Origin of the sequence: Streptomyces cyanogenus, assembly GCF_017526105.1 — a bacterium.
In the GTDB taxonomy this organism is placed as follows: domain Bacteria; phylum Actinomycetota; class Actinomycetes; order Streptomycetales; family Streptomycetaceae; genus Streptomyces; species Streptomyces cyanogenus.
Window position 1 is genome coordinate 5,621,503 of sequence record NZ_CP071839.1, and the last position, 18,666, is coordinate 5,640,168.

19 protein-coding genes and 1 pseudogene are annotated in these 18,666 nt (G+C 73.2%); 13 read left to right on the plus strand and 7 right to left on the minus strand.

Going from position 1 to position 18,666, the window contains the following annotated elements; all coding sequences use genetic code 11:
* Positions 1–9: 9 nt before the first annotated feature.
* A complete protein-coding gene (locus S1361_RS25425) occupies positions 10–876 on the minus strand; it encodes a transglutaminase family protein (RefSeq protein WP_208034080.1) in 867 nt (288 codons plus the stop codon).
* Positions 877–1,214: 338 nt separating this feature from the next.
* A pseudogene (locus S1361_RS25430) lies at positions 1,215–2,210 on the minus strand (GNAT family N-acetyltransferase); the annotation flags it as partial.
* Between the two features lie 140 nt (positions 2,211–2,350).
* On the opposite strand from S1361_RS25430, the gene fdxA reads away from it, so the two are divergent.
* Together fdxA and S1361_RS25440 are read left to right on the plus strand one after the other, a co-directional pair.
* Complete coding sequence (gene fdxA, locus S1361_RS25435; protein WP_014674796.1) at positions 2,351–2,671, plus strand: ferredoxin; 321 nt, start codon at positions 2,351–2,353, stop codon at positions 2,669–2,671.
* 123 nt (positions 2,672–2,794) lie between these two features.
* The gene (locus S1361_RS25440) at positions 2,795–3,886 is read left to right on the plus strand and encodes a bifunctional succinyldiaminopimelate transaminase/glutamate-prephenate aminotransferase (RefSeq protein ID WP_208034081.1); all 1,092 of its coding nucleotides are present in this window, start codon (positions 2,795–2,797) and stop codon (positions 3,884–3,886) included.
* A gap of 105 nt (positions 3,887–3,991) precedes the next feature.
* Here the strand turns inward: S1361_RS25440 and S1361_RS25445 are convergent, their stop codons facing one another.
* Both S1361_RS25445 and S1361_RS25450 read right to left on the minus strand, forming a co-directional pair.
* Complete coding sequence (locus S1361_RS25445) at positions 3,992–4,429, minus strand: ATP-binding protein (protein ID WP_208034082.1); 438 nt, start codon at positions 4,427–4,429, stop codon at positions 3,992–3,994.
* 283 nt (positions 4,430–4,712) lie between these two features.
* Entirely contained in the window at positions 4,713–5,705 is a 993-nt protein-coding gene (locus S1361_RS25450; RefSeq protein WP_208034083.1) for a VldE C-terminal domain-containing protein, read from the minus strand.
* A gap of 105 nt (positions 5,706–5,810) precedes the next feature.
* On the opposite strand from S1361_RS25450, the gene dapE reads away from it, so the two are divergent.
* Positions 5,811–6,890 carry a succinyl-diaminopimelate desuccinylase gene (gene dapE / locus S1361_RS25455; protein ID WP_208034084.1) on the plus strand — a complete coding sequence of 360 codons (1,080 nt, stop codon included), beginning with the start codon at positions 5,811–5,813 and terminating at the stop codon, positions 6,888–6,890.
* A gap of 105 nt (positions 6,891–6,995) precedes the next feature.
* A complete protein-coding gene (locus S1361_RS25460) occupies positions 6,996–7,754 on the plus strand; it encodes an LOG family protein (RefSeq protein WP_208034085.1) in 759 nt (252 codons plus the stop codon).
* A 139-nt stretch (positions 7,755–7,893) separates the two neighbouring features.
* On the opposite strand, the gene folP is transcribed toward S1361_RS25460, so the two are convergent.
* Positions 7,894–8,754 carry a dihydropteroate synthase gene (gene folP, locus S1361_RS25465; RefSeq protein WP_208034086.1) on the minus strand — a complete coding sequence of 287 codons (861 nt, stop codon included), beginning with the start codon at positions 8,752–8,754 and terminating at the stop codon, positions 7,894–7,896.
* Positions 8,755–8,892: 138 nt separating this feature from the next.
* Here folP and S1361_RS25470 point away from each other — a divergent pair, with 138 nt between their 5' ends.
* Together S1361_RS25470 and S1361_RS25475 are read left to right on the plus strand one after the other, a co-directional pair.
* Positions 8,893–9,258 (plus strand): DivIVA domain-containing protein, encoded by a 366-nt coding sequence (locus S1361_RS25470; RefSeq protein ID WP_208034087.1) that lies wholly within the window; start codon positions 8,893–8,895, stop codon positions 9,256–9,258.
* A complete protein-coding gene (locus S1361_RS25475) occupies positions 9,255–9,842 on the plus strand; it encodes a DNA-3-methyladenine glycosylase I (protein WP_208034088.1) in 588 nt (195 codons plus the stop codon). Before S1361_RS25470 ends, S1361_RS25475 begins: the two co-directional genes overlap by 4 nt.
* A 34-nt stretch (positions 9,843–9,876) precedes the next feature.
* On the opposite strand, the gene chcB is transcribed toward S1361_RS25475, so the two are convergent.
* Complete coding sequence (chcB, locus tag S1361_RS25480) at positions 9,877–10,680, minus strand: 2-cyclohexenylcarbonyl CoA isomerase (protein WP_208034089.1); 804 nt, start codon at positions 10,678–10,680, stop codon at positions 9,877–9,879.
* 373 nt (positions 10,681–11,053) lie between these two features.
* Between chcB and S1361_RS25485 the strand changes: the two genes are divergently transcribed.
* Complete coding sequence (locus S1361_RS25485) at positions 11,054–11,221, plus strand: DUF3117 domain-containing protein (protein WP_018544333.1); 168 nt, start codon at positions 11,054–11,056, stop codon at positions 11,219–11,221.
* 84 nt (positions 11,222–11,305) lie between these two features.
* On the opposite strand, the gene S1361_RS25490 is transcribed toward S1361_RS25485, so the two are convergent.
* Positions 11,306–12,004: an O-methyltransferase gene (locus S1361_RS25490; RefSeq protein WP_279577657.1), complete on the minus strand. Its 699-nt coding sequence runs from the start codon at positions 12,002–12,004 to the stop codon at positions 11,306–11,308.
* 234 nt (positions 12,005–12,238) lie between these two features.
* Between S1361_RS25490 and sigE the strand changes: the two genes are divergently transcribed.
* The 6 genes from sigE to S1361_RS25520 all read left to right on the plus strand — a co-directional run bounded on the left by sigE (position 12,239) and on the right by S1361_RS25520 (position 18,134).
* Positions 12,239–12,949: an RNA polymerase sigma factor SigE gene (gene sigE, locus S1361_RS25495; protein ID WP_208034090.1), complete on the plus strand. Its 711-nt coding sequence runs from the start codon at positions 12,239–12,241 to the stop codon at positions 12,947–12,949.
* Entirely contained in the window at positions 12,946–13,995 is a 1,050-nt protein-coding gene (locus tag S1361_RS25500) for a zf-HC2 domain-containing protein (RefSeq protein WP_208034091.1), read from the plus strand. Before sigE ends, S1361_RS25500 begins: the two co-directional genes overlap by 4 nt.
* Before the next feature lie 487 nt (positions 13,996–14,482).
* Entirely contained in the window at positions 14,483–16,228 is a 1,746-nt protein-coding gene (locus S1361_RS25505; protein WP_425088062.1) for a S1C family serine protease, read from the plus strand.
* An 84-nt stretch (positions 16,229–16,312) separates the two neighbouring features.
* Complete coding sequence (locus tag S1361_RS25510) at positions 16,313–16,747, plus strand: sec-independent translocase (protein WP_208034092.1); 435 nt, start codon at positions 16,313–16,315, stop codon at positions 16,745–16,747.
* Positions 16,748–16,997: 250 nt separating this feature from the next.
* Positions 16,998–17,663: a hypothetical protein gene (locus tag S1361_RS25515; protein WP_208034093.1), complete on the plus strand. Its 666-nt coding sequence runs from the start codon at positions 16,998–17,000 to the stop codon at positions 17,661–17,663.
* Positions 17,664–17,921: 258 nt separating this feature from the next.
* Positions 17,922–18,134, plus strand: coding sequence for a hypothetical protein (locus S1361_RS25520; protein ID WP_243769296.1), 213 nt, complete (start codon positions 17,922–17,924; stop codon positions 18,132–18,134).
* The last annotated feature ends 532 nt before the right edge of the window (positions 18,135–18,666 follow it).

Genomic DNA, 18,666 nt, shown 5'->3' on the forward strand with positions numbered 1-18,666 from the left:
CGGCGGCCTTCAGTTGAGCTTGGCCCGCGCCGTGCCGGCCTCCTGGCGCACCTTGCGCGCGACCGACTCGTCCACCACCTCGATCAGGTCGGCGTAGTGCTCCAGCTCCTCGGCGCCGGCGACGAACTGCCCGCGCTGCACCAGCAGTTGCCCCCGTTCGTAGCGCAGCCGTGCCGGATGCGAGGGGATGAGCAGCGCCAACTCCACGGACCGCAGCGCGACATCGGACCGCTCCGGCCGTGCCGCCGCCCACGCCCGGATGTTGTTCAGGATGCGCTGTACGACGTCCAGCGGCGGCGCCGGCTCCAGCATCGAGGGGTGCAGCGGCGCCCCCGTCGCACCCGCCACCAGCAACTCGGCGTCCGGCCCGGTCAGCACCCGGCCCCCCTCGAACGGATCGGCCAGCACCTGCTCCGCCGCCGCGCCGAACCCGACCACGAAGTGCCCCGGCAGCGCGACGCCGTACACCGGGGCGCCCGCCCGGCGCGCGACCTCCAGCCACACCACCGACAGCAGGATCGGCAGCCCGCGCCGCCGCCGCAGCACCTCGTGCAGCAGGGAGGACTCCAGCCGCTGGTAGTCGCCCGGCGTCCCGTGGAACTCGTAGCGGGCGCCGAGCAGCCGGTGGACGGCCTCCGCCCACGCGCGCGGCCCGCCCGGCCGGAACGGCAGCTCGCCCGCCAGCCGGTCCAGCTCCGCCTGCGCGGCGTCGATGCCGGTCTCGTCCAGCTCGCCGTCCATCTCCGCGCCGATCAGCAGGCACAGCGCCGACACGTCCGGCCGCTCGGCCCGGGCCTCCTCGGCGAAGCGCCGCCGCAGCTCGGCGGAGCGCTCCGGCGGGGGCGGGTACGGGGGCGGCAGATACGGGTGACTCATGCCAGGCTCATGCCCTTCCACGGCGCGTTCTACGGACACCCGGAGCGGACGGACGCCTGCGGCCCCTCGGGCACGCGATGCGACGCACCGGCCGCACCGGCGTCCGGACCGGATCGGGAACGGGCGTCTGCCTGCCGGCGCGCGGGCGGGACACCTGCGTCGGCGTCTGTCTTCGGGCGAGGCGGGGCGCCGGTGTCGGCGTCTGTCTTCTGGCGTGCGGGTGGGGCGTCGGCGTGGGCGTCTGTGTTCCGGCGAGGCGGGGCGCCGGTGTCGGTGTCCGGCTCGTCGTGCGCGGAACGGTCGCCCGTCCCGGCGTCCGCCTCCCGGTCGTCGGTTCCCTCGGGGGCCCGGTAGTGGTGGTAGGCGTGGTGCGGCAGGAAGCCGAGGGCGCGGTACAGGGCCCGGCCGCTCTCGTTGTCCGTCTCCACCTGGAGCCAGGCCGCAGATGCGCCCTCGTCCAGCGCGCGCCGGGCCAGCGCGGCCATCACCTCGGTGGCCAGCCCCTGCCGCCGCCGGCCGGGGTCCACCTCGACCGCGGCGAACCCGGCCCACCGCCCGTCCACGACACACCGGCCGATCGCCGCCGGCGGCTCGCCCTCCCCGGCACCGGGCACGGACGCGAACCACACCGAAGGCCCCCCGCCGAGCACCCGCAGGGCCACCTCGCTCACCCCCTTGCGCCGGTACCGCGCGAGCCACGCCTCGTCCGCCGTCCGGGACAGCACCACCCCCGCGCCCTCGGCCCGGTCCGCGACCGGCGCCAGCGCCCCGGTCCACAGCTCGGCGGTCACCTCCCGCACCCAGCCGCGCCGCTCCAGCTCCGCGCACAGCAGCTCCTGCGTGCCCTCGCCGCCGGTCGCGGTCTGCACGTACGCGGGCAGGCCCCGCTCGCCGTACCAGCGGCGCACGGCCGCCAGCGCCGCGCCGAGCGGCAGACCGGGATCACCGAGCGGCAGCACACTGTTGGCCCGGCGCGTGAACCCGCCGGCGGCCCGCAGCTCCCACTCGCCCAGCCGCTCGCTCTCCACCGGCCGCCACGCGCGCGCGGCGACGCGCGCGAGCTCCGGGTACGTGGCGGCGGGCCCCCTCCGCCGCGCCGGTGCGGAGGGCACCACCTTGCCCGCCACCAGCGTGTTCTCAGGGATTCGGACCGCTTCGCCGTCCCGGCGTGTGATCATGAGCACGCCGCCGTCCCATGATGTGAGAACACCCACCGTGTCAGTGAACTTCTCCGAACCGGAACCGGGTTCGCCCAAGCGCCGTACAGAAACCCGTTTGCCCACGTCAGCAGGGGTGATTCGGACCTCCAGGCGTCCTTTCGCCGAGATTTCCACTGGTCAGTTCACCCCTCCTGTTCGGATCATGCCCCGGAACGGAGATACTAGGGGCGGGCATCGACGACGCCGCGCTCCCGCGCGCCAGGCGGCGGAGCCTGAGGAGGCCCGCCAGCGCCCTATCGAGGAGGAACGACAGCGTGACCTACGTCATCGCGCAGCCTTGTGTCGACGTCAAGGACAAGGCGTGCATCGAGGAGTGCCCGGTCGACTGCATCTACGAGGGCCAGCGGTCCTTGTACATCCACCCGGACGAATGCGTCGACTGTGGTGCCTGTGAGCCGGTCTGCCCGGTCGAGGCGATCTTCTACGAGGACGACGTCCCGGAGGAGTGGAAGGACTACTACAAGGCGAACGTCGAGTTCTTCGACGAGCTGGGTTCGCCCGGCGGTGCCAGCAAGCTGGGGCTGATCGAGCGCGACCACCCCTTCGTCGCCGCGCTGCCGCCGCAGGGCGAGTGACCGTCTGAGCGCCAAGCGGCCGCCAAACCGCGCCGCCTCGGTCCCGTACGGCCCGATCGTCCCGATCACCGCCGTACGGGACCGAGGCGTTTGCCGCACCGTACGAAAGTGAGCCTGATTCCCGTGTCCGCAGTCTCCGACCGCCTGCCCGCCTTCCCGTGGGACAAGCTGGCCCCGTACAAGAAGACGGCCGAGGCCCACCCGGACGGCATCGTCGACCTCTCCGTCGGCACCCCGGTCGACCCGGTCCCCGAGCTGGTCCAGAAGGCCCTGATCGACGCGGCCGACTCCCCGGGCTACCCGACCGTCTGGGGCACCCCCGCCCTGCGCGACGCGATCACCGGCTGGCTGGAGCGCCGCCTGGGCGCCCGCGGGGTCACCCACCGCCACGTGCTGCCGGTCGTCGGCTCCAAGGAACTGGTGGCCTGGCTGCCGACCCAGCTCGGCCTCGGCCCCGGCGACAAGGTCGCCTACCCGCGCCTGGCCTACCCCACCTACGAGGTCGGCGCCCGCCTGGCCCGCGCGGACCACGAGGTCTACGACGACCCGCGCGAGCTGGACCCCGCCGGTCTGAGGCTGCTCTGGCTGAACTCCCCGTCCAACCCGACGGGCAGGGTCCTCGGCAAGCAGGAGCTGACGGACGTCATCGCCTGGGCCCGCGCCCACGACGTGCTCGTCGTCTCCGACGAGTGCTACCTGGAGCTGGGCTGGGAGGCCGATCCGGTCTCGGTCCTGCACCCGGACGTCAACGGCGGCTCGTACGACGGCATCGTCGCCGTCCACTCCCTCTCCAAGCGCTCCAACCTGGCGGGCTACCGCGCGGCCTTCGTCGCCGGTGACCCGGCCGTCCTGGGCCCGCTGCTGGAGATCCGCAGGCACGGCGGCATGATGACCTCCGCGCCGACCCAGGCCGCGGTCGTGGCCGCGCTCGGCGACGACGCCCACGTGCACGAGCAGCGCGAGCGCTACGCGGCCCGCCGCGAGGCCCTCCGCACGGCCCTCCTCGCGGGCGGCTTCCGCATCGAGCACAGCGAGGCCAGCCTCTACCTCTGGGCCACCCGGGACGAGTCGTGCTGGACCACGGTCGCCGACCTCGCCGCCCGCGGCATCCTGGTGGCCCCGGGCGAGTTCTACGGCGAGGCGGGCAAGAACCACATCCGGGTGGCCTTCACCGCAACGGACGAGCGAGTCCGAGCAGCGGTCTCCCGCCTGTAACCACCACGGTGGCCGGTCCCGCCGCGGGCAGGACCGGCGCGGACGCACAAAGGCCGACGGGGCCCGGGAGGTGATCCCGGACCCCGTCGGCGGCCACAGCGGGGCTCAGCCACCCAGCGGCAGGCCCTTGGCCGGCAGCGAGGACGTCGGCAGGGACGAGGTCGGCAGCCCGCCCTTCGTCGCACCGGAGGCGGCGTCCCCCAGGACACCCCCCGCGGTCCCGGCCACGTCCCCCGCGGCCTTCTGCGCCACGGGCGCCGCCTTCTTCACGGCACCGCCGCCGGTCTTGCCCGCGGCCGGCACCGCCTGCTTGACCGCCTTGCCGCCCGTGTCACCCGCGGTCGAGGTGACGCTGCTCGCGGCACCGTCGACGGTGTTGCCGACCTGTGCGCCGTCCAGCGCGGTCAGACCGCTCAGGTTCGGGGTGGCCGCCGGCAGGTTCGTGGCCGCTCCGGCGGAGCCGGCCGCACCGACCCCGGCAGCCGCTCCCGCTGCGACGAGCAGCGCGGCACGGGCGATCCGACGGGTCAGAGGGAGGGTCATGATGCTCCATTCGACGGGAGAAAACAGTGTGTGTCCGAGTCCGTGTCCGGCTCGGACGCCGTGACTACCGCTCGAAGCCCGCGAAGGTTGCGGACGCTCCGGGTAAAGAATGGATAACGCATCGCATTATCGGGTGTGGATAAAAGCGGGCAAAGGGCGTGCGCCCGCAGGTTTGCAGAATCCTTCCATCCCTTGATTTCCAAGGAGATGTTCACCCGGTACGCAGCCTGCTCCACCGCTGGACGGCTCCGCGCCGCACAACCCGCCGGAGTGATCGCCCGTACTACTGTCCGGCGACGATCCGGACCGTGCCCACGGACTTCTCCGCCCCGCCGGCCCCCTGCGGACCGGCCGTCCGCCACGCGTCGCTGTCGCGTCCCGCGGTCCACTCCCGCCCCGCGTACGACACCCGCTCGATGTGCAGCGCCGAGGAGTTGGCGACCGCCCACTGCGCGAGCTGCCAGCCGCGCTCCCGCTCGCCTCGTCCGGTCGCGTCCCGCCGCGTGCCCTCCGGCACCGGAACCGTCACCGTCCGCCCGTGCGCGGTCGCGGTCACGCTCGGCGACGGGGACGGCGACGGCACGGGCGTCCCGCCCACCACGGCGCCGGTCTCCTGGAGCGCGTCCCGCCCGAAGTCCCGTACCAGCGCCTGCCGCACCGCCTCCGGACCGGTCGCCGAGGCCGTGCGCTGCGGGCGCCCGTCGCAGGTCAGGGTGGCCTCGGCCCGCCCGGTCAGGGCCGCGGCGAGCAGCGCGGCGTCCGGCTCGTGCTTGGCGTACGCCTCCGGGTAGCCGCTGCGCTGCACCCGCTGCGCGGCCACCGTCAGCGGCAGGTCCGTGTAGTCCGGCACCTTCGCCAGATGCGCGTAGAAGATGCCCGCCGCGTACGCCGGGTCCATGATCTGCCGCTCGGTGCCCCAGCCCTGCGAGGGCCGCTGCTGGAACAGGCCCAGCGAGTCCCGGTCGCCGTGCCCGATGTTGCGCAGCCCCGACTCCTGCAGCGCGGTCGCCAGCGCGATCGTCACGGCCCGCTCGGGCATCCCGCGCCCGCTGCCCACAGCGGCGATGGTCGCCGCGTTCACCGCCTGCTCCGGCGTGAACTCGTACGACGCCCCGTCGCCGGAGGCCGAGACCACCTTGCAGCCGCGCGCCCCGCCGCCTCCGGTGACGTACTGCACCACGAGGTACGCGATGACGCCGCACAGGACCAACAGGGCCGCGGTGAAACGCAGGAGACGACCGCGGCGCTTGGGACGGGTGGGGGACGGCTCTGACACGCGTACAAGGTACTGGAGCCCCGTCGGCCCCTCGCCGCGGGTCCGCACAAGGCCGGCCGCACGACCCCTCCGGCCCCGCCGGGCCGGCGCGCTAGGGTCGTGACCATGGCCGACACCTCGCTTGATCTCACGCTGGACGCCGCCGCGCTCACCGCGCAGCTCGTGGACTTCCCGTCCGAGAGCGGCACCGAGAAGCCCCTCGCGGACGCCATCGAGACCGCCCTGCGGGCCCTGCCGCACCTGACGGTCGACCGCCACGGCAACAACGTGATCGCCCGTACGAACCTGGGCCGCGCCGAGCGCGTGATCCTGGCCGGTCACATCGACACCGTGCCGATCGCGGACAACGTGCCCTCCCGGCTCGACGCGGACGGCGTGCTGTGGGGGTGCGGCACCTGCGACATGAAGTCGGGCGTGGCGGTGCAGCTGCGCATCGCGGCCACGGTCCCCGCCCCCAACCGCGACCTGACCTTCGTCTTCTACGACAACGAGGAGGTCGCCGCCCACCTCAACGGCCTCCGGCACGTCGCCGAGGCCCACCCGGACTGGCTGGCCGGTGACTTCGCGGTCCTGCTGGAGCCCTCCGACGGCGAGGTGGAGGGCGGCTGCCAGGGCACGCTGCGGGTCCTGCTGAGGACCAAGGGCGAGCGGGCCCACTCGGCGCGCGGCTGGATGGGCTCCAACGCCGTCCATGCGGCGGCCCCGATCCTGGCCCGCCTGGCCTCCTACGAGGCGCGCCGGCCGGTCATCGACGGCCTGGAGTACCGCGAGGGCCTGAACGCCGTGGGCATCAGCGGGGGAGTGGCCGGCAACGTCATCCCGGACGAGTGCGTGGTGACGGTCAACTTCCGGTACGCCCCCGACCGCACCGAGGAGGAGGCGATCGCGCACGTCCGCGAGGTGTTCGCGGACTGCGGCGTGGCGGAGTTCACGGTCGACGACCACAGCCCCGGCGCGCTGCCCGGCCTCTCCCACCCGGCCGCCGCGGCCTTCATCGAGGCGGTCGGCGGCACGCCGAAGCCCAAGTACGGCTGGACAGACGTCTCCCGCTTCTCCGCGCTGGGCGTTCCCGCGGTCAACTACGGCCCCGGCAACCCGCACTTGGCGCACAAGCGCGACGAGCGGGTGGAGACGGCGAAGATCCTCGCGGGCGAGGAGCGGCTGCGGAACTGGCTCACCGCCTAGACCTCCGGCGGCCGCCGGTGCACGCCGGACATGCGCGGGTCCCCCCGCCGTAACCCGCGTGGATCTAGTCTGAGATCGAACTACCGGCAAGCGGAGGGAGCGCACATGGCTACCGGCAACCCCGAGGGGAAGAAGCAGCCGCCGGACGAGCAGCGGCTCGGACCGGTCCTCCGACGGCGGGCCCAGGTGACGTCCAGCACGACCGACCAGCGGCTGCTGGACGAGCGCGCGCCCACGGACTGGGTGCACACCGACCCCTGGCGGGTCCTGCGCATCCAGTCGGAGTTCATCGAGGGCTTCGGCACCCTGGCCGAACTCCCGCCGGCCATCAGCGTGTTCGGCTCGGCACGGACGCCGGTGGACTCACCGGAGTACGACGCCGGGGTGCGGCTCGGCCGCGGGCTGGTGGAGGCCGGCTGGGCGGTCATCACGGGCGGCGGCCCGGGAGCGATGGAGGCGGCCAACAAGGGGGCGTGCGAGGCGGGCGGCACCTCGGTCGGCCTCGGCATCGAGCTGCCCTTCGAGCAGGGGCTGAACCCCTACGTCGACATCGGGCTGAACTTCCGGTACTTCTTCGTCCGCAAGATGATGTTCGTGAAGTACGCGCAGGGCTTCGTGGTCCTCCCCGGCGGGCTCGGCACGCTCGACGAACTCTTCGAGGCCCTCACCCTGGTCCAGACCCAGAAGGTCACCCGCTTCCCGATCGTCCTCTTCGGCACCGAGTACTGGGGGGGCCTGGTGGACTGGCTGAGGAACACGCTGGTGGCCCAGGGCAAGGCGGCGGAGAAGGACCTCCTCCTGTTCCACGTCACCGACGACGTGGAGGAGGCGGTCGCCCTGGTCTCCAAGGAGGCGGCCCGCTAGGGCCGGCCGTTTCCCTGCCGGCCGTCCCGGTCGGCTGGAAAGCGCGGCGAGAGGCTCCGCCTGTCCGCGCTTTCCAGCCCGGCGGGTGCGGGCGTGGCGGGTCCGAAGGGGGCGGCCGGGGAGCGGAGCCTCCTGGTACCTAGGCCAGACCCCGGCGGGCCACGGCGGGGGCCCGGTGGCCGGCGATGGACGCGACCATCTCCAGCACCTGACGGGTCTCGGCCACCTCGTGCACCCGGTACACCTGCGCTCCGAGCCACGCGGAGACCGCGGTCGTCGCCAACGTACCGATCAGCCGTTCCTTCACCGGCCGGTCCAGCGTCTCGCCCACGAAGTCCTTGTTGGACAGCGACACCAGCACCGGCCAACCCGTGGCCACCATCTCGTCCAGCCGCCGCGTCGCCTCCAGGCTGTGCCGCGTGTTCTTCCCGAAGTCGTGCCCGGGGTCGATCAGCACGGACTCCCGCGGCACCCCGAGCGCCACCGCCCGCTCGGCCAGCCCCAGGGTCACCTCCAGGATGTCGCTCATGACGTCGTCGTACGTCACCCGGTGCGGACGCGTCCGCGGCTCCACACCGCCCGCGTGGGTGCAGACCAGCCCCACCCCGTACCGCGCCGCGACCTCGGCGAGCCCCGGGTCGACCCCGCCCCACGCGTCGTTCAGCAGGTCCGCGCCCGCCTCGCACACGGCCTCGCCGACCTCGGCCCGCCAGGTGTCCACGCTGATGACCACATCGGGGAACCGGCGCCGCACCTCCGCGACGAACCCGACCGTCCGGCGGGCCTCCTCCGCCGCCGTGACCTCTTCGCCGGGCCCGGCCTTGACCCCGCCGATGTCGATGATCGCGGCGCCCTCGGCCACCGCCTGCTCCACCCGTGCCAGGGCCGGCTCGTCGCGGAAGGTGGCTCCTCGGTCGTAGAAGGAATCCGGCGTCCGGTTCACGATCGCCATGATCACCGGCTCGTGCGGCCCGAATTCCCGCCTGCCCAGCCTGAGCATCCGCTGTGACCTCTCCTAGTACGTTCCGCAGTACGGCCGCCTGCGACCCTAACTGTCAGACTCGCATGGCACGATCGGAGCCTGACAGATTCGGCTTCCGGCACAGCGGCCGGTAACGAGCGTGGGGACCCTAAGGCGATGGTGATGTTCTTGTTCCTGGTCGTCGCGCTGGCCGTCGTGGTCGCCGCGGTGACCCTGGCCGTGGTGGGCGGTGGCGAGAGCGCCCCGCTGCCCGAGGTGGCGCCGGAGCGGCTCCAGGACCCGCTGCCCGCGGACCGCCCGGTGAGCGGCGCGGACGTGGAGAGCCTGCGCTTCCCGCTCGCCCCGCGCGGCTACCGCATGGCCGACGTCGACGACGCCCTCGGCCGGCTCGCCGCCGAACTGGCCGAGCGGGACGCCCGGATCGCCGACCTGGAGTCCGCGCTGGCCGGCGCCAGAGCCGCCGCCGCGCACGTCCACCACGTCCACCCGGACACGGGCGAGGGCACGGAGGGGCAGCGATGAGCACCGGAGCGGCCGTGGCGGGGCCGGACGGCGCCCTGCGCTGCCCCTGGGCCCTGTCCACCGACGACTACGTGTCGTACCACGACGAGGAGTGGGGCCGCCCCGTCCACGGCGACGACGCGCTCTTCGAGCGGCTCAGCCTGGAGGCCTTCCAGTCGGGCCTGTCCTGGATCACGATCCTGCGCCGCCGCCCCGGATTCCGCGCGGCCTTCGCCGGCTTCCGCATCGAGAAGGTCGCCGCCTTCACCGACACCGACCGCGAGCGCCTGCTGGCCGACCCGGGCATCATCCGCAACCGGGCCAAGATCGACGCGACCCTCGCCAACGCGCGCGTGCTCGCCGACTGGGCCGAGGGCGACCTGGACGAGCTGATCTGGTCCCACGCCCCCGACCGGGCCGCCCGCCCGGTCCCACGGACCCTCGCGGACGTCCCGGCGGTGACCCCGGAGTCGACGGCCCTCTCCAAGGCCCTGAAGAAACGGGGCCTGAGATTCGTCGGCCCGACGACGGCGTACGCGCTGATGCAGGCGTGCGGCCTGGTCGACGACCACCTGGAAGCCTGCGTGGCCCGCAGCGCCCCGTGAGGGGCGCGGGGCCGTGCCGGCCCCGCGCCCGGACTCAGCGGCCCAGGTACTTGGGCTTCTCCTTGTTGACGAACGCCTGCACGGCGATCGCGTGGTCCTCGGACTGCCCCGCCCGCGCCTGGAGCTCGTCCTCCTTCTCCAGCGTCTCCTCCAGCGAGTGCGTCAGCCCGTAGGCCACCGCCTCCTTGATCGCCGCGTACGCCACCGTCGGCCCCTCGGCCAGCGCCCGCGCCACCTTCCCGGCCTCGGCGCGCAGCTCGGCCGCCGGTACGACCCGGTTGGCGATGCCCAGCTCCAGCGCGTCCTGTGCGCCGATGCTGCGCGGGAACAGCAGCAGGTCGGCGGCGCGGCTCGGGCCGATCACCCGGGGCAGCGTCCAGGAGATGCCGGAGTCGGCGGTGAGGGCGACGCCCGCGAACGACGTGTTGAAGGAGGCGGTGTCGGCCACGATGCGGTAGTCCGCGGTGAGCGCGAAACCGAACCCGGCCCCGGCCGCGACGCCGTTCACCGCGGCGACCACCGGCTTCGGTGCCCCGGCGAGCGCCCGCGCGATGGGGTTGTAGTGCTCCTTGACCGTGTTCATCGTCTGCCCGGCCCCGGTCTCCCGGTCACTGGCCAGCAGCCCGATGTGCTCCTTGAGGTCCTGGCCCACGCAGAACGCCCGGTCCCCGGCCGCGGTCAGCAGAATTGCCCGTACGGCCGTGTCCCCGGCCGCGGATTCCGCCGCCTCCCGGAGAGCGACCTTGGTCGCGATGTTCAGCGCGTTCATCGCCTCGGGGCGGTTCAGCGTGATCGTCGCGAGTCCGTCGCTCACCTCGTAGAGCACGGTGTCGGCCATGGCGCATCCCCTCCGGTGTCGCGGCTGGTGACGTACCGCTCAGTACGTCCCTGTCTGAGGACAGCATGGCGGAGATCACCGCCCGAGAGCCGGACCGGACGTGTGACCTGCGTCAAAGAAAACGGGAGCGGATCCACCCGGCCGATCTTCGTGGGATGGCGAAGTATCGCAGCCACATCGCCGAATTGGGTGGTTTTGCTCGCGCGCGTTGCCCAAGCGATGCCGACCGATGTTGGTCATCGGGTCCTGCGATGCGGGATAATGGCTGGGAAGCAATGTGTTCGATGCCGGTGTCGCGTGTCCGTTACGGATGGCGGATGCCCTTGCGGGGCGGTCGGCAGACGATGAGCTGGTTTCAGGAAGGGGAACGAGCATGGCGGCCATGAAGCCGCGGACGGGCGATGGCCCGCTCGAGGTGACCAAGGAGGGGCGGGGCATCGTCATGCGCGTTCCGCTCGAAGGCGGCGGTCGACTCGTCGTCGAGCTGACCCCTGACGAGGCCGAGGCGCTCGGCGACGCCCTCAAGAAGGTCGTCGTCTGACGTCCCAGTCATCCTGTCCTACCGGCTGCCCCGGCATCGTACGCGGTGTCGGGGCAGCCGCGTTCGGGCCCCTCACCTGCGGGTTCAGCGCTTGACGGCGCACAGCAGGCCGTCGCCCACCGGGAGCAGCGAGGAGACCAGTTCCTGGCTCTCCCGTACGGTGCGCAGCAGCTCGCGCAGCCGCAGCACCTCGGTCGGCTGCGGCCCCGAGTCGACCGTACGGCCGTTGGCGAAGACGCCCTCGAAGACCACCAGGCCGCCCGGCCGCAGCAGACGCAACGATTCGGCGAGGTAGTCCGGGTACTCCAGCCGGTCGCCGTCGCAGAAGACCAGGTCGTAGCCGGCGTCGGCCAGGCGCGGGAGCACGTCCAGCGCGCGGCCGGGGATGAAGCGGGCCCGGTTGCTGGCGAAGCCGCAGACGCGGAAGGCCTGCCGGGCGAACTGCTGGTGGTCCGGCTCCGGGTCCACCGTGGTGAGCACCCCGTCCGGCCGCATCCCGTGCAGCAGATGGATCCCGGACACTCCGCAGCCCGTGCCGATCTCCGCGACCGCCTTCGCGTCCACGGAGGCGGCGAGCAGTCGCAGCGCGGCGCCCGTGCTGGGCGACACCGAGCGCAGCCCTGCCTCGCGGGCCCGGTCGCGGGCCCAGCGCAGCGCTTCGTCCTCGGCGACAAAGGCGTCGGCGAACGCCCAGCTCGTCTGCCGGTTGCCGGTAATGACCCTCTCCTGTCCCCGTGGTTGCCTGGGCGTGACTGTATCCGTTGGCGTCGGGAACCCGCAGATGGGACCGGGCGTTTATAGGGATGAGCCGGTGGTCGGGGACGCGACGGGGGGCGAGAGGTGGATCAGGACGCCGAGCAACTGCTGACGCAGCCGGATGAGCCGTATCAGCGTGTATCAAATTCTCGTAAAACCGCTTATCCGGAGCTAACGGGCGAGGTGGCTATGGTAGGGGCTCCACTGGACACCACCAGAGCCGACAGGGGAGGTGCGGCTGCGCCCGGGGATCGGGGCGGAGTGCTGCGGCGCTTCCTCGGGTCGGCGGGCAGGCCGAAATCCGTGACCGACACCGCTGACAGCCACGCCACCGGTCTCGCCGCCGGCGAGACCCAGACCGCGACCTTCGCCACCGACGCGGACGGGCAGGCGTGGACTCCGCCCACGTGGGACGAGATCGTCAGCACGCACAGCGGCCGGGTCTACCGTCTCGCCTACCGCCTGACGGGCAACCAGCACGACGCCGAGGACCTCACCCAGGAGGTCTTCGTCCGCGTCTTCCGCTCCCTGTCGACGTACTCGCCGGGCACCTTCGAGGGCTGGCTGCACCGCATCACCACGAACCTCTTCCTGGACATGGTCCGGCGCAAGCAGCGCATCCGCTTCGACGCCCTCGGCGAGGACGCGGCCGAGCGCCTGCCCAGCCGCGAGCCCACCCCGCAACAGCTGTTCAACGACGCCCACTTCGACGCCGACGTCCAGCAGGCCCTCGACACCCTCGCGCCCGAGTTCCGCGCCGCCGTCGTCCTGTGCGACATCGAGGGACTGTCGTACGAGGAGATCGCCGCGACCCTCGGCGTGAAGCTCGGCACCGTCCGCTCCCGTATCCACCGCGGCCGGTCCCAGCTCCGGAAGGCCCTCGCGCACCGCTCCCCGGAGGCCCGTGCGGCCGAGCGGCGCTCCTTCCTGGCCCGGGTCCCCGCTCTGGGGGGAGGGGGCGCGACCGCGTGAGTGGATCACGGCCGAAACCTGTCGAGAAGGTGCATCTCGCAGAGCAGCACCTGGGAGACCGGCTCTCCGCCCTGGTGGACGGAGAGCTCGGTCATGAGACGCGTGAGCGCGTCCTCGCGCACCTGGCCACCTGTGCCCGGTGCAAGGCGGAGGCGGACGCGCAGCGCGCGCTGAAGAACGTCTTCGCGGAGGCGGCCCCGCCCCCGCCGTCGGCGAGCTTCCTGGCCCGCCTCCAGGGGCTCCCCGGGGGAGGTGACCCGGACGGCGGCGGCACGCCGTCTCCCGGGGGCGGACTCCTCGGCGGTCCCACCGGAGCGGCCCGCACCTCCGGGGCCTTCGGTGTGAGGCGCGGCGAGCGCCTCCCGTTCGGGTACGTCCCCGCCCGCGCGCACGGCTACCTCCCGGCCGGCGTCCCCGCCCCCGAGGACCGCGGCTTCCGCATCCACCCCGTCGGCCGCCCGGACGACGGCCGCTCCGCCTCGCGCGGACTGCGGTTCGCGTTCGCCGCCGCCGGTGCGGTGTCGCTGGCCGCGATCGCCCTCGGCGGCGTCACCACCGCCATCCCCGGCGATCCGGCCACGGACACCCGGGGCGGCCCCGGCACCGGCAGCAATGTCACTCCGGCCCGTTCGGCGGGCACCGGCTCGGTGGGCGGCGCGGCCACGCCGGACAGCCAGCGCCGCCGCCCGGTCGGGCCGCTGCTCGCGCAGGGCGGCTCGCTGACCGGACCGGCGCCAGTGGCGCCTACGACCCTCTCCGCGCCGCTGCTGCCCGGGCTGCCGGACCCCACCGCCGAGCAGACCCGCCCCAAGGGGGTGCGCGGCCTGACAGCTCCGGTGCTGGCCGGTGCAGCCGCCGTCTCCCCGCTGATACGTCCGCTCGACGACACGGTGGCCCTGCCGCTCGCCGACTGGCCCACCACCGTCGGAGCCACCGGCTCCGGCCTGCTGTCCACCCCCGTCCCCGACTCCGACTCCGCTTCCCCCGCCGATCCCGCCCCCTCCGCCTCACCGGCCTCTCCGGCCACACCCCGCCAGTCGCCCTGACCGGCCACTGCGCCCCGGCCGGCGAACCTGGTTGAATCCCTGGGAGGCCGTGCCCGCGGCGACGCCCCGGGAGCGGCAGTCGATGTTCCATGGCCGCGGCAGCGCGCGGTCACGGCCCAGCCGTGGGGAGAGCATGAACGAGGGGAACCGTGTCCCGCCGGTGGACGGACCGGAGGGACCGGCGGGGGCGACACCGGCCGGCCGGCCCGCGGCCACCCAGGGCGCCGTACCGGAGAACACCGGAGCCGACGGCGACTTCGAGCTGGCCAAGCCGGCACCGGTCCCGCCGGCCGGCACGGAGCAGCGCGACGCCGCAGCGGCCGACGAGGGTGACGCCGTAGGGGGCGACGCGGGGGTGGCTGGAGCGGTCGGTGCCGGAGCTGTTGTGGCCGGTGCTGGAGCGGCTGTAGCGGCCGATGCCGGTGAGTCCGGAGCGGTCGGTGTCGGTGAGGCCGGTAAGGCCGTAGCGGTCGGTGCCGGAGCTGTTGTGGCTGCCGGTGCTGGAGTGGCTGTAGCTGCGGATGCGGGGGCGGCCGGGGCCGCTGGTGCTGGCGCGGTTGCGGCGGTCGGTGCTGTAGCGGCTGTAGCGGCCGATGTCGGTGAAGCCGGTGAGGCCGGAGCGGTCGATGCCGGAGCGGTTGCGGCGGCCGGTGTCGGAGCGGCCGGGGGAACCTCCTGGGCGGCCCCCGCCGAGCGGCCCAAGCCGCTGCACGACCCCGACCCCTACGGCACCCCGCCGTACGGCGAACCCGGCCCCTGGGCCCCGGCGCCGCCGGTCCAGCACCCCGCGGCCACCCCGGCCCACGGCACGGCCGTACCCGCGCCCGCGGGCCCGCCGACGCCCCCGCCCGCCGCCCACGTACCGGCCCCCTCGCCGCACCTGCCGGGCGCACCGGGGCCCGCCGCGCCCGTACCTCCCGGAGCGGATCCCGCCGCCGACGCAACGGCGCCCCGGGCGCCGGTGCCCGCGCCGGGAGTCCCGCCCGCCGACTCCGTCCCGCAGAGCCCCGGCCCCTGGGCCCACTACGACCCCTGGGCCGCCGGCTCCGCGAAGGAGCAGGCGCTCGCCCGGGGGCCGTTGCAGCAGACCGGCGCCGGTGTGCTCACGGAGCGACAGAGCACCCGGCGCGCGAGGCGGATCCTGTTCGTGTGGACCGTGGTCGTCGCCCTCGTCGCCGCGGGTGTCGGCGGAGCCGTCGGCGCCTACGTCGAGCGTGACGGCCTCGGCGGCGACGTACGGCTGCCGCAGGCCGGGAGCGTGCCGGCCGGCCGGGCGCCGGACAGCGTGGCCGGGATCGCCGCCCGGGCCCTGCCCAGCGTGGTGACGCTGCACGTCAGAGGGGCCGACGAGGCCGGCACCGGTACCGGCTTCGTACTCGACGCCGAAGGGCACATCCTCACCAACAACCACGTGGTCGAGCCCGCCGGGTCGGGCGGCGAGATATCCGTGACGTTCAGCAGCGGCGACACCGTCAAGGCCAAGGTCGTCGGCCGGGACAGCGGCTACGACCTGGCCGTCGTCCAGGTGCACGGCGTCCGCGGCCTGACCCCGCTGCCTCTCGGCAACTCCGACGACGTCAAGGTCGGCGACCCCGTCGTCGCCATCGGCGCCCCCTTCGACCTCGCCAACACGGTCACCTCCGGCATCATCAGCGCCAAGGAGCGGCCCATCACGGCCGGCGGGGAGAAGAGCGACGGCAGCGACGTGTCGTACGTCGACGCCCTCCAGACCGACGCCCCGATCAACCCGGGCAACTCCGGCGGTCCGCTGCTCGACTCCCGGGCCCAGGTGATCGGCATCAACTCCGCCATCCGCTCGGCCGGCAGCGGCACCGACTCCGACGGCGGCCAGGCCGGCTCCATCGGCCTCGGCTTCGCCATACCCGTCAACCAGGCCAAGCGGGTCGCCGAGGAACTCATCAACGACGGCCGTGCCTCCCACCCGGTGATCGGCGTCACCCTGGACATGGGCTACAGCGGCGACGGCGCCCGTATCGACGACAAGAGCGCGGGCGACGGCCCCGCCGTCCTCAGGGGCGGCCCCGGCGAGCGGGCCGGCCTGCGGGCGGGCGACGTCATCACCGAGGTCGGCGGGGAGCGCGTGCACACCGGCGAGGAGCTGATCGTCAAGATCCGCGCCCACCGGCCCGGCGACCGGCTGCGGCTCACGGTGGAACGCGGCGGCACCGAGCGGGAGGTGTCACTCGTACTGGGCGCGTCGGAGCAGAACTGACACAAGTCTCACCTGGGGACGGTACCGGTCGGACGGGAACGCCGGGTACCGTTGAGCGACCGAGGACATCGCAAGGAGCGTCAGGTGTTCAATGACATAGGACCACTGGAGCTGGTGACCATCATCGTGCTCGCCGTGCTCGTCTTCGGTCCGGACAAGCTCCCGAAGGTCATCCAGGACGTGATGCGCACGATCCGGAAGATCCGCGAGTTCTCGGAGAGTGCGAAGCAGGATATTCGTAGCGAACTGGGTCCCGAGTTCAAGGACTTCGAGTTCGAGGACCTCAACCCCAAGACGTTCATCCGCAAGCAGCTGGACAACGACGAGCTGGGGCTGAAGGAGATCCGCAACGGCTTCGACCTGAAGAAGGAGATGGCCGAGGTCACGGACGCCGTCCACAGTCGCGACACCGGAACCTCCGCGTCCTCGGGTTCCTCCGGCGGGCGCGTCGACATGACCAAGAAGCCCGAGACCCCGGGCGACGACGACCGCCCGCCCTTCGACGCGGACGCCACCTGAGCCGTTCCGGGAGCGCTCCCGCCCCGCCGACACGCGCACGCGGGCGTACGCCGCGCACGTGACGCGTTTCATAACACGCGCCCGTCGCACACGGCTGAACAGGCCATGTGCGCGACCCACGCATCCAGCGCCTGCCCTGCCGCTCTCAGCAGTGTGGATATGCTGCCGAGTTGTTGTGCGGACCGGCCGCGTACGCCCGAAGGGGGGCGGGCCACCCCGGTCCGACGAGAGCGAGGAGGCGTCCGGGCAGATGGAGACGACGAGTCGGGTGGGCGCGCAGGCGCCGGCCGCGGAGGGCGGACAGCAACTCCCCTCCGCCCGGCGTACGGTCGACGGTTACCTGCGGGCGCCCTTCCCGTGGTACGGCCTCGACGAGGCGTTCACGGGGCCGCGCTGGCTGATGCAGGTCGGCACCACGGCCGACGGCGCCGTCGAACACGGTTCGATCGGACACGGTGACGAGCCCTCGGTGCGCGGTGAGACCGCCTCGGCCGGCGAGCCGCGGGAGAAGTTCGCGGTGGTGGTGACCGTCGCCGCGCAGCCGTCCCGGCGCACCGCCGACGGCACGGGCCTGCTGGAGGCGACCTCGGTGTCCTCGGCGGCATGGCTGGCCGGCGTCGGACTGCTCTCGTTCACCTGGCCCGGCCAGATGGACCACAGCCTGCGCGACGACTGGCTGGAGCAGCAGACCGAGACGGCATGGGCACTGGCCGACGACCTCGACGGACCGGAGTGGTCCAAGCTGCCCCTCCCGGTGGACGGAGTGGCGGCCTCCTTCCACTACCGGGAATCAGAGTTCGGCTGGGTCCTGGCCGGCACCACGGAGGCGGGGGTGCACCTGGGCGCGTACGGCCGGGGAATGAGCGCGTACGGACTCGGCTTCGCCGCGATCAAGGACATCGCCGCGTACGCGTAGAACTGTCGGGCTTCCGGGGGACCGCCGCGGCCACGCGGCGGTCCAAGCAGGCCTGCTAACCGATCAGGTGTTTCCAGAGCGCTGTGGCCGCGCCGATCTGGGCGAGAAGCCAGACCGGCTCCAGGGCTTCGCCGGGCACCCGGCCACCCCATCGGCCGCTGCCTGCGGAAGGACACCTCGATAATTGCCTCGTCTTCCTACCGCTTCGGCCTGTGCCTGCTGCACGACCACTTCCCGCTCGCCGCGGACGAGGTGCTGGTGGAGGCGAACGACCCAGAGGCCCGCACGCTCAACGTCCACGTGGAGAAGGCGGACAGGACCCGGCACGCCAGGGCGTCGCAGTGGCGGTTCGTGCCACATGCCGAGCGCGAGTCGGGCGCCGGGCCCGGGGGAGGTCTGTACCAGGAGATCCTGCTGTGCACCCCGCTCGACCTCTGCCCGGGGCGCGCGGACGATCGCGAGGACGGCTGAGCGTCACGGGGGTGTGAGTGTGACAAAGGGGCGCCGACGCGGAGACGCGCGCCCCTGTGCCGTTAGCGCCTGGGACAGGTCGGTTCAGAACTTGTTCTTCGGGTAAGCCGGCAGGTCACTGGCGTTGCCGGGCTCCCCGGGCCGCCTATGGGCCGTCAGGGCGGGAAGGCTCCGCGAAGAGGGCATCCACAGCGGACCGGGTCCGGCTGTCACTGCTGGGCATGGGGTGCGTGTACGTCAGAACACGTCGTGGCTGGGGCGGTCGGCTCCACGACTTTCAGGCAGCCACTTTGGCGCGAGCCTCGCAGATCATGGCCCCACATCGGGCACTAACGGGCACGCCCAAGCGCAGTTCCACCGACCTCACGCCGCCACCAAACCGTGTCATTCGGGAGGGCGTTGCTCGTAAACGAGAAGAAGCCGTTCGTACCGGGCCCGTACCGGGGGTTTCTATGCCCTTCGGGCGGGCGTTGCTCGGAAACCCGCAGCTCCACGAGTGCGAGGTCACCATGGTGTACGTTTCTATGCCCTT

What these genes read in the sequence shown, in the direction of transcription:
- S1361_RS25470 (WP_208034087.1), top strand. Translation starts at nt 8,893, where the DNA reads ATGGTGATGTTCTTGTTCCTGGTCGTCGCGCTGGCCGTCGTGGTCGCC.
- chcB (WP_208034089.1), bottom strand. Translation starts at nt 10,680, where the DNA reads ATGGCCGACACCGTGCTCTACGAGGTGAGCGACGGACTCGCGACGATC.
- S1361_RS25485 (WP_018544333.1), top strand. Translation starts at nt 11,054, where the DNA reads ATGGCGGCCATGAAGCCGCGGACGGGCGATGGCCCGCTCGAGGTGACC.
- folP (WP_208034086.1), bottom strand. Translation starts at nt 8,754, where the DNA reads ATGCTCAGGCTGGGCAGGCGGGAATTCGGGCCGCACGAGCCGGTGATC.
- S1361_RS25475 (WP_208034088.1), top strand. Translation starts at nt 9,255, where the DNA reads ATGAGCACCGGAGCGGCCGTGGCGGGGCCGGACGGCGCCCTGCGCTGC.
- dapE (WP_208034084.1), top strand. Translation starts at nt 5,811, where the DNA reads ATGGCCGACACCTCGCTTGATCTCACGCTGGACGCCGCCGCGCTCACC.
- S1361_RS25445 (WP_208034082.1), bottom strand. Translation starts at nt 4,429, where the DNA reads ATGACCCTCCCTCTGACCCGTCGGATCGCCCGTGCCGCGCTGCTCGTC.
- S1361_RS25515 (WP_208034093.1), top strand. Translation starts at nt 16,998, where the DNA reads ATGGAGACGACGAGTCGGGTGGGCGCGCAGGCGCCGGCCGCGGAGGGC.
- S1361_RS25425 (WP_208034080.1), bottom strand. Translation starts at nt 876, where the DNA reads ATGAGTCACCCGTATCTGCCGCCCCCGTACCCGCCCCCGCCGGAGCGC.
- S1361_RS25460 (WP_208034085.1), top strand. Translation starts at nt 6,996, where the DNA reads ATGGCTACCGGCAACCCCGAGGGGAAGAAGCAGCCGCCGGACGAGCAG.